The sequence below is a fragment of the Kitasatospora sp. NPDC057512 genome (assembly GCF_042802135.1).
GTDB lineage: Bacteria > Actinomycetota > Actinomycetes > Streptomycetales > Streptomycetaceae > Kitasatospora.
In genome coordinates, this window is record NZ_JBHVET010000135.1 from 1 (window position 1) to 14,562 (window position 14,562).

Below are 14,562 nucleotides of genomic sequence, written 5' to 3' on the forward strand. Positions count from 1 at the left end.
GGTCCTGGCAGAGGGCGGCGAGCAGGACGAGGCTGGAGACCTCGGGCCGGTTGACCGGGTCGTAGCCGATCCGGCGGTCGGCGTCCGTCCTGGCGCCGCGGATGATCCGGGCGGTCTCGTCCTCGGTGGCGCCGAGGGCGACGGCGTTGCCCCGGCTCTTGCTCATCTTTCCGCCGTCGGTGCCGAGCAGCATCGGGGCCTCGGAGAGCAGGGCCTGCGGCCGGGGGAAGACGGCGCTGCCGTCGGCGTGCGGGTAGCGCTCGTTGAAGCGGCGGGCGACGGTGCGGGCGACTTCGAGGTGGGGCAGCTGGTCCTGGCCGACCGGGACCAGGTCGGCCTTGCAGAACAGGATGTCGGCGGCCTGGTGGACGGGGTAGGTGAACATCAGCCCGCTGACGGCGGACTGCCGGGAGTGGGCGATCTCGTCCTTGACGGTGGGGTTGCGGCCCAGCTCGGCGACGCTGACCAGGCTGAGGAAGGGGAGCAGCAACTGGTTGAGGGCGGGGACGGCACTGTGCGGGAAGATCGTCGCCCGCTCGGGGTCGAGGCCGGCGGCGAGGTAGTCGAGGACGAGGTTCTCGGTGTGCTCGGCGAGCCGGTCGGCGAGGTCGCGGTCGGTGATGACCTGGTAGTCGGCGACCACGACGAACATTTCGACGCCCTGGTCCTGGAGCCGGACCCGGTTGCGCAGGGTGCCGAAGTAGTGGCCGAGGTGGAGCGGTCCGGTGGGGCGGTCCCCGGTGAGGACGCGGTGCGCGGCCGGGTCGTCGGACAGGACGGACGCGACGGCGGCGGTAGCGGCCGCGGTGACGGCGGGAACGGCAGTGGTGGGAACGGCGGTGGCGGGGACGGCAGTGGTGGTCAAGGTGTCTCTCCTCGGTACGGCGGTGGTGGCGGCCGTCCGGGGTGAGGGGCCCGTCCTACGGAAAACGCAGCAGGGCCGTCCATCCCGGACGGCCCTGCTCAGGCGAGTGGTGTGGCCGTCCTAGGACGGCCACCAGCACAGGCCGATGAAGCGCTTCATGCGCCCCACGGTAGCGGCAGTCAGTCCTCCACGACCAGTGCCGGGGTGTCCTTGTGCAGCGTCTCGCCGCGGAAGAACTCCGGCCGGATGAAGCCGTACCAGGTCATCAGGCCCGCGCCGAGCAGCAGGATGCCGACGCCGATCACGAAGACCGAGCCGATGCCGAAGACCGAACCGCTGCCGTAGTCGGGGGCCCAGGCGTCGGTGAGGGTCTGGAGGAAGACCGCGGTGAGCAGCACGCCGCCGACGAACGGGGCGACGCCCTTGAGTAGCAGGTCGCGGACACCGGTGCGCAGCGAACGGCGGAAGTACCAGACGCAGGCGAAGGCGGTCAGCGCGTAGTAGAAGCAGATCATCAGACCGAGCGCCAGGATGGTGTCCTGGACGACGTTCTCGCTGATCAGGCTCATCCCGACGTAGAAGACCGCGGTGGCGATGCCCGCCGCGACGGTGGCGTAGCCGGGGGTGCGGAAGCGCGGGTGGACGGCGCCGAAGCGCGGCGGCACCGCGCGGTAGGCGCTCATCGCGAGCAGGGTGCGGGCCACCGGGATGAAGGTGGTCTGCAGGCTCGCGGCGGCGCTGGCGACGACGGCCAGGAAGAGCAGGATGCTCCACGGCGAGCCGAGCACCGGACGGGCCAGCGCGGAGAAGACGTTGTCGGCCGTGGCCGGGTTGCCGAGGCCGTTGCCGGTGCTGCCGACGCCCGCGAACATCTGGGAGGCGATCGCGACCAGCAGGTACGAGCCGACCAGGGTGACCATGGAGATCATCGCGGCGCGGCCGGGGGTCTTGGCGCTGCCCTGGGTCTCCTCGTTCATGGTCAGGCAGGTGTCCCAGCCCCAGTACATGAAGATCGACAGCGACAGCCCGGCGGTGAACGCGCTGAACGAGCTGACCTCGAGCGGGTTGAGCCAGGAGAAGGAGAAGCCGATCGAGTCGGGCAGGTCGCCGGCGGCGGCCTTGCCGATGGCGATGACGGAGAAGAGCAGCAGCACGGCCAGTTGGAGACCGACCAGGCTGTACTGGAACCACTTGGTGGCGGTCATCCCCCGGTAGCTCATCGCGGTGGCGCCGGCGATCAGCAGCACCACGGTGAGCAGGTGGACGGCCTTGTTCTGGTCGAGTTCGGTGACCCAACTGCTCCCGGTCATCTCCCCGAGCATCAGGTACAGGAAGTCGGTCGCGACCCCGGCCAGGTTGGAGAGCACGATGATGGTCGCCACCGTCAGGCCCCACCCGGCCATCCAGCCGACCCGGGGGCCGAAGGCCCGGACGCCCCAGGTGAAGGACGTACCGCAGTCCGGGAAGTCCTTGTTCAGCTCCTTGTACGCGAACGCGACGAGCAGCATCGGCAGGAAGCCCGCCAGGAACACCGCCGGCATCTGCACCCCGACCGCGGTGACGGTCGGGCCGAGTGTGGCGGTCAGGCAGTAGACCGGGGCGACCGTCGAGACGCCCAGCACCACACTGCTCAGCAGGCCGACGGAACCGCCCCGTAGACCCTTGTCCCCCGCTCCCCCAGCGGTCCCCTGATCGACGGGGACCCCACCACTGATGCCACTGACCGGGGCACCCTGCGGAGCGCCGGGCGCCATTGCCCGGCCGCTGCTCGTGTGCTCTGAGAGCTGCTGATCAAACACCAGCGCACCCTAGATGCGGGCGTGGAAGGTTGAGTAGACCAACCCTTGGTGATCTAAACCACTTGCTTCGATTCGTTCTCGTGACGACTGTTCGGGTGGATGTATTTACGGCTTGTTAACCCATGTACCTTTGTTTCAAAGGAGTTGGGCCAAGAAAGTTTCTCCCTTTTGCCAAGGTTCGACCAGGTTTGCGCCCCGGTCCGGACGGGCCGCTCCCGCCACCGCTCCCCGGGTCGGATAGGTTTGCCTAACCTAATGTCGATCGTGAAAGGAGCGTCGCGTGCCCCCCACCTCCGACGACCCGGTCCTCTCCCCCCGCACCTCCGGCCGCCGCCGGTTCCTCACCGCCGGGATCGCCGGCGGGGCGGTGCTCGGCCTCGGCGGACTCCTCAGCGCCTGCGGCAGCTCCGGCGGATCGGGCGGATCGGGCGGCAGCGGTTCGACCCCGGCCGGCGGCGGCTCCTCCCCGAACCAGAAGTCGGTCAAGCAGGGCGGTGACGACTACGCCGCCGTGATCGAGAAGATGAAGGGCTTCGGCACCGACGCCGCCCCCGGCGTCTACCCGCGCACCCTCAAGCACGCGATGGGCGAGACGGTGCTCCCGGCCAGGCCCACCCGGGTCGTGGTGCTGGACACCGGCGAGCTCGACAACGTCGTCGCCCTCGGCATCCAGCCGGTCGGCATCGTGTACACCGACGGTTCCAAGTCCCTGCCGTCCTACCTCAAGGACAAGGCCGGCAGCCCCGCCGCCGTCGGCACCATCAACAGCCTCAACCTGGAGGCCATCGCGGCGCTCAAGCCGGACCTGATCCTCGGCAGCCAACTGCGCGCCCAGGACCAGTACGCGCAGCTCTCCAAGATCGCGCCGACCGTCTTCTCGCTGCGCCCCGGCTACCCCTGGAAGCAGAACTTCCTGCTCAACGCGAGCGCGTTCGGCCTGGAGGCCGAGGCCAAGGCGCAGCTCGACGCGTACCAGGCGGCCGCCGCGGCGATCGGCGCGAAGCTCGGCGACAAGCGGCCCACCATCACGCCGCTGCGCTTCATGCCGGGCCGCACCCGGCTCTACGCCGAGCTCTCCTTCATCGGCACCATCCTCACCGACGTGCCGCTGCCGCAGCCCAAGATCGAGCAGGTCAAGGAGCTCGCGGTCGAGGTCAGCCCGGAGCAGATCAACAAGGCCGACGCCGACTGGATCTTCTACGGCGTGTACGGCAGCCCCAGCTCGACCAACCAGGACGCGGTGCTCGGCGGCGCGCTCTGGAAGACGCTCGGTGCGGTCAAGTCCGGTCAGGCCCGGCCGGTTTCGGACGAGACCTGGTTCCTCGGGCTCGGCGTCATGGCGGCGAACGCGGTGCTCGCCGACCTCAAGGGCTTTGTCGCACCCGGCAGTTGAGCCGGGTAGGTGAATTCGCTGGGTGAGTCCGTCTGGGTGAGCCCGGGGTGGGCTCGGGATCAGCCCGGGGTGGGCCGGGATCAGCCCGGCCGGCCGGGCCGGGTCGGAATCGGCGGGCGGGCCAGGGCGGCGCTCCGGTCGTACGGCAACAGTGCCCGCCCGACGCCGTCTTGGGCGATCCCCGCCACGGTCCCCGGGCGATCCCCGAGTGGTCCCGCGACGGCCCCCGGGTGATTCCGTGGTGGTGTCGCGGCGGTGTCGCGGTGGTATCGCGCACACCACCGGGTTGGACGCTTGGAGCTGATCGCGTGGTGCGGGAGGATCGTCGGGACCGTTTCCCGAAGGGCCCGCAGATGACCTCGCTCCACCCCGCCGCAACCGACCCGACCCTGCCCGGCACGCCCCGGGACAGCGCCGGATCCTCGCCCCCGCCCGCGCCGCCCGGCGCGGCCGCACCGATGTGCTCGATCGCGACCGCCGTCGAGCCGGGTGCGGCCGCACCCGGCACCCCGGAGGCGACGGCCCGCCCCGACTCGGTGCCGCAGCCGCGCAGCCGGTACGACGCGGAGGCGCCGCCCGCCCTGCCCGCGGCCGGTCCGACGGACGGCGGCGAACCGACGGACGGCGACCGGACGGGCGGTGATCCGAACGACGGTGATCCGACCACGGCACGGCTGCGGGCGGCGTTCGCCGAGCGGCTGCGGGCCGCGCACGCCCAGGGCCGCTCCGTCGCCGAGCTGGCGGACGCGTGCCGCCGACCGGTCGCGGAGGTGCGGGCCCTGCTCGGCCTCGCCGCGGAGACCGAGGACGGGTTCGTCCGGTTCGGGCCCGCCATCGCACCGTCGGAGGGCGGCCCGTCCGTACCGGCGCAGCGTCCCGCGCACGAGGAACCGCGGATCCTGGGATCCCGGCGGCCGTCACCCTCCCGGCGACTGCGCCGGATGCACCCGCAGGCCTCCCGGACAGGGCAGGAGGCGACCGCACGGGAGACGGCCGCGTCCGGCTCGACCGGGCCGGCCCTGCCGGGGGGCACCGGACGGGTGGACGAACTTGTCGATGCGGCGGAAGTGGCGGCGCGGGTGCCGTCGTTCGGAGCCGGGACCGGCGCTGTCGCCCCCTCTGCCGTCGACGCCGCTGCCCTCGACACCGTTGCCGTCGGATCCGCCGCAGCGGTCTCGTGGGCCGAACCGCCGCTAGGCATCCTGATCGGCGGCAGCCCCGGGCCCGCCGAGGCCCTCGGCCGACCGGAGGAGCGCGCACCGGTCCGCGTGGCGGCCCAGCCGATCCGGGTCGGCCGCGGCACCTGCCTGGTGGTACTGCCCTCCTGGCGGCCCGCCATCGCCGTCTCGGTGCCGACCGAGCAGTTGCTGTCCGCCACCGGGCTCGACCTCGAACACCTGGCCGGCGCCCAGTTGACGGTGCTGATGAACCCCGCCGCACTGCACGACCGGGAGCTGGAGCTGCACGGCTGGGAACCCGGTCCGGCCGGGCGGCCCCGGCGCGGCGGGCGCACCTAGCCGCCCCGCCGGCCCCGTTCGGCGACGGGCCGAGCGGGCCCGGCGGACCGAGCAGGTTCGGCGGGCTTGGCCGACCTGGTGGGCTTGGTCGGCCTGGTGGGCTTAGCGGGTGGTCGGGGCGTTCGGGATGTACCCGAGGTCGACGGGCACCGGCGGCCGCCCGTCCACGGCCCAGCCCGTGCGGACCGCATCCAGCAGTTCCGGCAGCGCGGGCGGCCAGAGCGCGTCGGCGTTCTCGTCGGCGAGGTCGGCCGGGGTCCACCAGCGCCAGTCCAGGATCCGGTCGACGGCGTGAACCGCGCTGACGTCGCCGACCGGGCCGCGGTGCGGTCCACCGGTGAGGTAGATGTGCTCGTGCTGGCGGACCGGGGTGCCGTGCCAGGTGAAGTCGTGCTCCCAGGTGCAGAGCAGCGGGCCGGGTTCGAGGTCGCTCCAGCCCGTCTCCTCCCACAGCTCGCGCCGGGCGCCGTCCCACGGGGTCTCGCCCGGTTCCAGTCCACCTCCCGGCATGGTCCAGTGCACGCCGACCTCGTCGTTGTCGGAACGGAGTAGGAAGACCGAGCCGTTCCCGTCCAGGACCACGGTGCGGGCGGCCTGCCTCGGCCTGCGTGTGCGGGGGCGCAGCAGATTTCGCATCGGGTCACTCTTCCAGCGACCACCCGGGGCCGTCGAGCGGATTCGGCACTCCGGTCGGGTGTCCGAGCCGACCGGTCCGTCGTGGCGGGCGCCGGGCCCACCGGTCCGCCGTACCCTGACGGCCATGCCCGCACCCGCGATCATCTTCCCCGCCGATCCGCTCAACCCGCGCCGGCCCGACCCGCACTTCGCCTGGGAGGCCAGGACCCTGCGGGAGTTGGGCGGTGAACACCACCTGGTCGACCACGACGGGCTGCTCGCCGGGCGGGCCGAGGAGGCCGTCCGGCGGGTGCCGCGGGACGCCGGCCCGCTCTGGTACCGGGGTTGGATGCTGCCCTCCGCCCGGTACGCCGACTTCGCCGCCGCGCTCGCCGCCCGCGGCGGCAACCTGCTGACCAGCGCGCCCGGGTACGCGACCGCCCATGAACTGCCCGGCTGGTACGGCGTGTTCGAGGGCGCGACGCCGGCCAGTGCGTGGATTCCGTCCGAAGGACCGGAGGCGCCCGGGCCGGCGGAGCTGGCGGAGGCCGCGGCCCAGCTTGGCGGACGCGGTCCCGCGATCGTCAAGGACTACGTGAAGTCGCGCAAGCACGAGTGGCACGAGGCATGCTACGTACCCGAGTTGGCCGACCTGGCGGCCCTCGGCCGGGTGGTCGGACGGTTCGTCGAACTGCAAGGCGAGTTCCTGACGGGCGGCGTGGTGCTACGGCGGTACGAGGAGTTCGAGGGCGCGGACGTCCCGGCGGCGGGACCGCTCGGCACGAACGGTGCGGCCCGTACGAACGGTGCGTCGGGCGCGACCAGTGCGGCTGGTGCGGCCGGGCCGGAGCGCGCGGACGGCGGCGCGCCGGGGAGCGGCGGGCGGGCCGTGGAGGCCCGGGTGTGATGGCTGGACGGCCGGCCCGTCCTGGTCGGGCCGCACCCGGACGCCCCGCGCCAGGCCGTCGAGCCCGACCTCACCGACGTCCCGGCGCTGGTCCGCAGGCTCGGCTGCCGCTTCGTCACCACCGACCTCGCCAGCCGGGCGGACGGCTCCGGCTGGCGGGTGGTCGAGGTCGGGGACGGGCAGGTGAGCGACCTGCCCCGCGGGATCGACGCCTCGGAGCTGCTGGCCTCGCTGATCACCGCCTGACGGTCCGCACGGGAAGGACCGTCAGGCGGCTCGGAGCGTTCGGGCTCCAGGTGCGGGGCTCCGGGTGCGGGACTCCGGGTACGGGGCTCCGGGTACGGGGCTCCGGGTGCGGGGCCGACCTATCCGGCGGCGACGGCCTCGACCGCCGGGTGACCGTCGGCGATGAACGCCTGCCAGAGCCGGCTGTAGGTGCCGCCCCGGGCGAGCAGTTCGGTGTGCGTGCCGTCCTCGACCACCCGGCCGTGGTCCAGCACGACCACCCGGTCGGCACGCTCGGCGGTGGTCAGGCGGTGGGCGATGACCAGGGTGGTCCGACCACCGCTGAGCCGGTCCGCGGCATGGTTGACGGCCGCCTCGGTGGCCAGGTCGAGCGCCGCCGTGGCCTCGTCGAGCAGCAGGATGTCCGGGTCGACCAGCTCGGCCCGGGCCAGCGCGATCAGCTGGCGCTGGCCCGCCGAAAGGTTGCGCCCGCGGCCGGCCACCTCGTGGTCGTAACCGTCCGAGAGCCGGACGATCATGTCGTGCGCGCCGACCGCCCGGGCCGCCGCCTCCACCTCGGCCGCCGAGGCCTCCGGCCGGCCGTAGGCGATCGCCTCGCGGACCGTGCCCGCGAAGAGGTACGCCTCCTGCGGCACCACGCCCAGGCGGTGGCGGTACTGCGCCAGGTCGTAGCGGGTGAGGTCGACCCCGTCCACCCGGACGGTGCCCTCCGTGGCGTCGTAGAACCGGGCGACCAGCTTCACCAGCGTCGACTTGCCGGCCCCGGTCTCACCGACCAGCGCCACCGTCTGCCCGGCCGGGATGTGCAGGTCCACGCCGCTCAGCACGGTCGGGGCGCCGTCCGCGCCGCCGTTGTAGGCGAAGCCGACCCCCTCGAAGGAGATCTCGCCGCGCAGGCCCCCGGCCACCGGGACCGGGTCGACCGCCTCGGCGGTGGCGGTCGGGGTGCGCAGCAGCTCGCGGATCCGGCCGAGGCCCACCGAGGCCTGCTGGTACCCGTCGAACACCTGGGACAGCTGGTTGACCGGCGCGAAGAACAGGTCGATGTAGAGCAGGTACGCGACCAGCGCACCGACCGTCAGCGTCCCGGCGTCGACCCGGGAGGCGCCGACGATCAGCACCAGCGCGGCGGCCACGCTGGAGAGGAACTGGACGAACGGGAAGTACAGCGAGATGTAGAGCTGGGCCCGGACCCGGGCCTCGCGGTAGGCGATGCCGCGGGCCACGAAGCGGTCGGTGTTGGTGTCCAGGCGGCGGAAGGCCTGGACGATCCGCATGCCGGCCACGTTCTCCTGGAGATCGGCGTTGACGGTGCTGATCAGGTCGCGGGAGCGCTCGTACTGGTCCTTGGACTTCTTGCGGAACACCAGGGTGGCGATCACCAGCAGCGGCAGGACCGCGAAGACCACCAGGGCCAGGCCGGCGTCGATGATCAGCAGGGCGGCGAAGATCCCGGCGAAGGTCAGCAGGCTGACCACGGCGGTGACCATGCCGGTCTGGAGGAAGGAGGTCAGCGAGTCCAGGTCGGTGGTCATCCGGGTCATGATCCGGCCGGTCAGCTCGCGCTCGTAGTAGTCCAGGCCGAGCCGGTTGAGGTGGGCGAAGATCTTGAGCCGGAGCGTGTAGAGGACGCGCTCGCCGGTACGGCCGCTGACCCGGTTCTCGGCGCTCTGCACCACCCAGTCCAGCAGGACCACGACGAGCGCGGCGAGCGCGGCCACCGCGACACCGGACATCAGGCCCTTGCGGACGCCCTCGTCGATGCCGTGCCGGATCAGCACCGGCAGCACCAGCCCGGCCGCCGCGTCCAGGGCGACCAGCAGGAGGGCGATGAGCAACGGGCTACGGAAGGGGCGCAGCAGGCGGCGCAGGGTGAAGTCGGGGTCGCCGGCCTCGGCCTCGGCGCGGGGGACGGCCGGGACGTCGGAGGCGGGCGGAAGGGCCGCGACCTTGTCCAGCAGGTCGGGGTCGGCGGTGCGGGCGGCCTTGGCCAGGGCGGGGGTGGGGAGGGCGGGGGTTCCGGGGGTTCCGGGGGTTCCACTGGTCGCAGGGGTTACGGGGGTTCCGGGGGTTCCGGGGGTTCCGGGTGCCTCTGCGGACGCCGGCTCGTCGGACGCCGCTTCGGGGGACGCCGTTTCGGGGGCGGACAGCCGGACGGCGTGACCGGCCTCGGGATCGGTGATCAGGGCCCGGTACTGGGGACATCGGGCTTCGAGTTCCTCGTGCGTTCCGAGGTCCAGGAGCCGGCCGCGCTCCAGTACGGCGATCCGGTCGGCGAGTTGGAGGGTCGAGCGGCGGTGGGCGATCAGCAGCGTGGTGCGGCCGGTCATCACCGAGCGCAGCGCGTCGTGGATCTCCGCCTCGATCTGCGGGTCCACCGCCGAGGTGGCGTCGTCCAGCAGCAGGATCCGGGGGTCGGTGAGGATCGCCCGGGCCAGCGCGATGCGCTGGCGCTGACCGCCGGAGAGCGTCAGGCCCTGCTCCCCGACCTTGGTGTCGTAGCCGTCCGGCAGCGCGCGGACGAACTCGTCGGCCTGGGCGGCGCGGGCGGCGGCGACCACCTGCTCGTCCGTCGCGTCCGGGCGGCCGTAGGCGATGTTGGTGCGGACCGTCTCGGAGAAGAGGAAGCTCTCCTCGGGGACGATGCCGACCGTCGCGCGGACCGAGTCCAGGGTGAGGTCGCGCAGGTCGTGGCCGTACAGGCGGACGGTGCCGGCGGCCGGGTCGTAGAAGCGGGGCACCAGCTGGGCCACCGTCGACTTGCCGGAGCCGGAGGCGCCGACCAGGGCGAGGGTCTCGCCGGGGGCCAGCTTCAGGCTGAGGCCGTGCAGGACGGGGGCGGGGTGCTCGGGGTCATAGCGGAACTCGACCCGGTCGAACTCCAAGGCGATGTCGGGGGTACGCGGGCCGACGGGGGTGCGGGTGGGGCCGTCGGACGCGGCGCCCCTGCCCGGGGCTCCTCCCGTAGTACCGTCCGGCGCGCTCTCCGGACTCTCGCCGTGCGCGAGGTCCAGGGTGCGGGCGTCCGGGCGCTCCTGGACCAGCGGGCGCTCGTCGATCAGCTGCAGGACGCGCTCGACCCCGGCCCGGGCCTGCTGGCCGACGGTGATGACCATGGTCAGCATCCGCACCGGGCCGGTCATCTGGGCGACGTACGTGGAGAAGGCGACGAAGGTCCCGAGGGTGACCCTGCCGTCGACGGCCAGCCAACCGCCGAAGGCCAGGACGCCGACCTGGGCGAGCGCCGGGATCGCCTGCATCGCCGGGTTGTAGCGGGCGTTGAGCCGGATCGACCGGAGCCGGGCCGCGAAGAGGTTGCGGGAGGCCGTCTCCAGCTTGTCGAGCTCCTGGGCTTCCTGGCCGAAGCCCTTGACCACGCGGACGCCGCCGATCGCGCCGTCCACCACGCCCGCGACGGCCGCCGCCTCCTGCTGGGCGGCCCAGGTGGCCGGGAAGAGGCGCTTGCGGCTGAACGCCGAGACCCACCACAGCGCGGGCGCCATGACCACGGTGATCAGGGTGAGCGGCGGGGACAGCCAGACCATCACGACCAGCGACATGACGAACATCAGCAGGTAGCCGGTCATCATCGGCAGCATCGAGAGCAGGCCGTTGACCAGTTGGAGGTCGGAGGTCGCGCGCCCCACCACCTGCCCGGTGTCCAGCCGGTCCTGGCGGTGGCCGTCCAGCCGTCCGAGCGAGCGGAACAGGTCGCTGCGCATCTCGTGCTGGACGTCCACCGCGAGCTGGCCGCCATAGTAGCGGCGGACCTGGGTGCAGCCGAAGACCACGAGGGCCGCGAGCAGCAGCACCACCGCCCAGGGGACCAGCGAACGGGTGCGGGCGACGATGACGTCGTCGATGATCAGCTTGGTGACCAGCGGCACCAGCGCGGTGACGGCCATGCCGAGGAGCGAGGCTCCGAAGGCGAAGAGCAGGCTGCGGCGGGACCGCCAGCTGTAGCCGACCAGGCGGCGGAGCCAGCCGGCCGACTCGGGGGCGGGCCGGACGTTCTCGGGGGCGGGCTCGGCGTCTTCGGCGGCCGGCCCGGTGTTCCCGACGGCGGCCCGCGGGCTGTCGACGGGGGCCTCCGGGGTCGTGCCGGGGGCCGGGGGGCCGCTCGGGGATTGCTCCACCGTGGATCCGTGAGTCTCAGGCATATTTAGGGATGCTAACCATTTCGTCGGGTGGTCGCCATGGCGTTTTCCGCCCCGGGCGGGTTCGGAACGGGCCCTGACAGCCCGGATCATCCGGTCCGGCGGACTCGCCAACAGCCGATGGCCTGCGGTGATTCCCGGCCGAACACTCGCATGGCCCACTCCGCCCGGGCCATTTCCAGAGTCGCCGACGCCCCTCGCGACACCCAGCGGCCACGGGCGGACGGGCGCCGTCCTTTGGGACTAGGCCTCCGGACGGGCCAACGGCGTACTGCGGGCGGGCTACCGACGGGACGTTCAGCGGCAGACCTTCGCTCCCGACCATTCTCCGCCGGGCCCCTCTTCGTCGAAAACGAAGCCGGAGCCGGGGACGGAGCCGGGGACGGAGCCGGAGCCGGAGCCGGAGCCGGGGACGGGGACGGGGGCCGGGGACGGGGGTCGGGGGCCGGGGATGGGGATGGGGATGGGGGCCGGGGATGCGGGGCTCAGGCCTCCGCGGCCGCCGAACCGCCAACGGGAACGACAGGGGCACCGAGGGCAACAGGGATGCCGGGGACGCCGGCCGAGTCCGCGGCCGCCGCGAAGGCGCCGTGGGCGAGGGCGTGGAGCAGGGCGGCCATGCCGTCGCGCTGGAGGGCGGCGCGCTCACCCTGGTCGGGGTTCGGGCCGAGGCTGTGCGGGGTCGAGTTGATCAGGCCGAAGACGGCGTGCACGGCGGCCCGCGCCACCGGCTCGGCGGCGGGGTCGGCCAGCGGCGGGTAGGCCTGCCGGACCACGTCCACCCACAGTTCGACGTAGCCGCGCTGGAGCCGGCGGACGGTGCGCCGGTCCTCCTCCTTGAGGTTCAGCAGCTCGCGGTCGTGCAGGGTGATCAGGTCCCGGTCGCCCAGCGCGAAGTCGACGTGGCCGCTGATCAGCGCGTCCAGCGTGGCGGCCGGGCCCTCCCCGCCGCCCGCGCGGCGGCGCCCCTCGTCCAGCAGGCGTTCGCTGATGCCGATCAGCAGGTCCGCGAGCATCGCGTCCTTGCCGGCGAAGTGGCGGTAGAGCGCGGGGCCGCTGATGCCGACGGCCTTGCCGATCTCGTCCACGCCCACGCCGAGGAAGCCCCGGGCTGCGAACAGCCTCGCGGCCTCCCGGCGGATCTGGTCACGGCGGGGGAGCGCGGAGGCGGCGGGGACGTTGGGCATACCGTCCATCGTAGACAGTCGGGTTATCGGCCGTTAACCTGGGCGCGTAAGTTAACGTTAATTAACGTGGCGATCACGGGCGGACCGCACCCGGCTGCCCACCTGGTCCGAGGGCAAGGGAGCTCTTGGGAATGGTCAACTCAACCGCCGGCACACCCACCGGCGTCCGGCTCGTCGCGGCGACCGGCACGACGGTGGCGCCCGGCGCCGCCCCGTCCGCGGCCGCCGCACCGGCACCCCGGCTCGGCAGCTCCGCCGACCCGGGCTCCGAGGCGTACCGCGCCAACACCGAGGCGCACCGCGCCCTGGTCGCCGAGCTGCGCGCGAAGCTCGACGCGGCCGCCCTGGGCGGCGGCGCCAAGGCCCGCGCCCGGCACACCTCCCGCGGCAAGCTGCTGCCCCGCGACCGCGTGGACACCCTGCTCGACCCGGCCTCCCCCTTCCTGGAGCTGGCCCCGCTGGCCGCCGACGGGATGTACGACGGCGCGGCCCCCGCGGCCGGAGTGATCGCGGGCATCGGCCGGGTCGCCGGGCGCGAGGTGGTGGTGGTCGCCAACGACGCCACCGTCAAGGGCGGCACCTACTACCCGATGACGGTGAAGAAGCACCTGCGCGCCCAGGAGGTCGCGCTGGAGAACCGGCTGCCCTGCGTCTACCTGGTGGACTCCGGCGGCGCCTTCCTCCCGATGCAGGACGAGGTCTTCCCGGACCGCGACCACTTCGGCCGGATCTTCTACAACCAAGCCAGGCTCTCCGCCGCGGGCATCCCGCAGATCGCCGCCGTGCTCGGCTCGTGCACGGCCGGCGGCGCGTACGTCCCGGCGATGAGCGACCAGGCCGTGATCGTCCGCAACCAGGGCACGATCTTCCTGGGCGGTCCGCCGCTGGTGAAGGCCGCCACCGGCGAGGTGGTCACCGCCGAGGAGCTGGGCGGCGGCGAGCTGCACTCCCGCACCTCGGGCGTGACGGACCACCTGGCCGAGGACGACACCCACGCCCTCTCCATCGTCCGCACGATCGTCGCCGGGCTCGGCCCGCGCGAGGCCAGGCCGTGGCCGCTCACCCCGGTCGAGCCGCCGGCCGTCGACCCGGCGGGCCTGTACGGCGCCGTGCCGGTCGACCCGCGCACGCCCTACGACGTGCGCGAGGTGATCGCCCGGCTGGTGGACGGCAGCCGGTTCGCCGAGTTCAAGGCCGAGTACGGCGCGACCCTGGTCACCGGCTTCGCCCGGATCCACGGCCACCCGGTCGGCATCGTCGCCAACAACGGCGTGCTGTTCGCCGAGTCGGCCCTCAAGGGCGCCCACTTCATCGAGTTGTGCGACCAGCGGGGCATCCCCCTCCTCTTCCTCCAGAACATCACCGGGTTCATGGTCGGCCGCCAGTACGAGGCGGGCGGCATCGCCAAGCACGGCGCCAAGATGGTCAACGCCGTCGCCTGCACCCGCGTCCCGAAGCTGACCGTGGTGATCGGCGGGTCGTACGGAGCCGGCAACTACTCGATGTGCGGCCGGGCCTACTCACCCCGCTTCCTGTGGATGTGGCCGGGCGCCAAGATCTCCGTGATGGGCGGCGAGCAGGCGGCATCCGTCCTCGCCACCGTCCGCCGCGACCAGCTGGAGGCGCACGGCGAGCAGTGGCCGACCGAGGCGGAGGAGGAGTTCAAGCGCCCCGTCCGCGAGCAGTACGAGCGCCAGGGCAACGCCTACTACGCCACCGCCCGGCTCTGGGACGACGGCGTGATCGACCCGATGGACACCCGCACCGTCGTCGGTCTCGCCCTCACCGCCTGCGCCAACGCCCCGCTGGCGCCGCCCGCCCCGTACGGCGTCTTCCGCATGTGACGCCTCCTCGTGTCACTCCTGCGTCCGTGACC

At 73.1% G+C, this 14,562-nt stretch carries 10 protein-coding genes; 5 read left to right on the top strand and 5 right to left on the bottom strand.

Annotated features, from left to right (window positions below; translation table 11 throughout):
• Together trpS and ACFU6K_RS12110 are read right to left on the bottom strand one after the other, a co-directional pair.
• Positions 1-865: tryptophan--tRNA ligase (gene trpS / locus ACFU6K_RS12105; protein WP_380662455.1), on the bottom strand; the 865-nt coding region annotated here is incomplete at its 3' end.
• Between the two features lie 179 nt (positions 866-1,044).
• Positions 1,045-2,619 carry an APC family permease gene (locus ACFU6K_RS12110; RefSeq protein WP_380662456.1) on the bottom strand — a complete coding sequence of 525 codons (1,575 nt, stop codon included), beginning with the start codon at positions 2,617-2,619 and terminating at the stop codon, positions 1,045-1,047.
• Between the two features lie 325 nt (positions 2,620-2,944).
• Here ACFU6K_RS12110 and ACFU6K_RS12115 point away from each other — a divergent pair, with 325 nt between their 5' ends.
• The gene (locus ACFU6K_RS12115; protein WP_380662457.1) at positions 2,945-4,057 is read left to right on the top strand and encodes an ABC transporter substrate-binding protein; all 1,113 of its coding nucleotides are present in this window, start codon (positions 2,945-2,947) and stop codon (positions 4,055-4,057) included.
• 353 nt (positions 4,058-4,410) lie between these two features.
• Entirely contained in the window at positions 4,411-5,574 is a 1,164-nt protein-coding gene (locus ACFU6K_RS12120) for a hypothetical protein (protein ID WP_380662458.1), read from the top strand.
• A gap of 102 nt (positions 5,575-5,676) precedes the next feature.
• Here the strand turns inward: ACFU6K_RS12120 and ACFU6K_RS12125 are convergent, their stop codons facing one another.
• Entirely contained in the window at positions 5,677-6,210 is a 534-nt protein-coding gene (locus ACFU6K_RS12125) for an NUDIX hydrolase (protein ID WP_380662459.1), read from the bottom strand.
• Positions 6,211-6,334: 124 nt separating this feature from the next.
• Here ACFU6K_RS12125 and ACFU6K_RS12130 point away from each other — a divergent pair, with 124 nt between their 5' ends.
• Complete coding sequence (locus ACFU6K_RS12130) at positions 6,335-7,096, top strand: ATP-grasp domain-containing protein (protein ID WP_380662460.1); 762 nt, start codon at positions 6,335-6,337, stop codon at positions 7,094-7,096.
• Between the two features lie 3 nt (positions 7,097-7,099).
• Positions 7,100-7,342 (top strand): ATP-grasp domain-containing protein, encoded by a 243-nt coding sequence (locus tag ACFU6K_RS12135; RefSeq protein ID WP_380662464.1) that lies wholly within the window; start codon positions 7,100-7,102, stop codon positions 7,340-7,342.
• A gap of 119 nt (positions 7,343-7,461) precedes the next feature.
• Here the strand turns inward: ACFU6K_RS12135 and ACFU6K_RS12140 are convergent, their stop codons facing one another.
• Both ACFU6K_RS12140 and ACFU6K_RS12145 read right to left on the bottom strand, forming a co-directional pair.
• Positions 7,462-11,502 (bottom strand): ABC transporter ATP-binding protein, encoded by a 4,041-nt coding sequence (locus ACFU6K_RS12140; protein ID WP_380662461.1) that lies wholly within the window; start codon positions 11,500-11,502, stop codon positions 7,462-7,464.
• Between the two features lie 482 nt (positions 11,503-11,984).
• Positions 11,985-12,686, bottom strand: coding sequence for a TetR/AcrR family transcriptional regulator (locus tag ACFU6K_RS12145; RefSeq protein ID WP_380662462.1), 702 nt, complete (start codon positions 12,684-12,686; stop codon positions 11,985-11,987).
• Positions 12,687-12,817: 131 nt separating this feature from the next.
• Here ACFU6K_RS12145 and ACFU6K_RS12150 point away from each other — a divergent pair, with 131 nt between their 5' ends.
• Positions 12,818-14,530, top strand: a complete 1,713-nt coding sequence (locus ACFU6K_RS12150) for a carboxyl transferase domain-containing protein (RefSeq protein WP_380662463.1) — start codon at positions 12,818-12,820, stop codon at positions 14,528-14,530.
• Positions 14,531-14,562 lie beyond the last annotated feature (32 nt).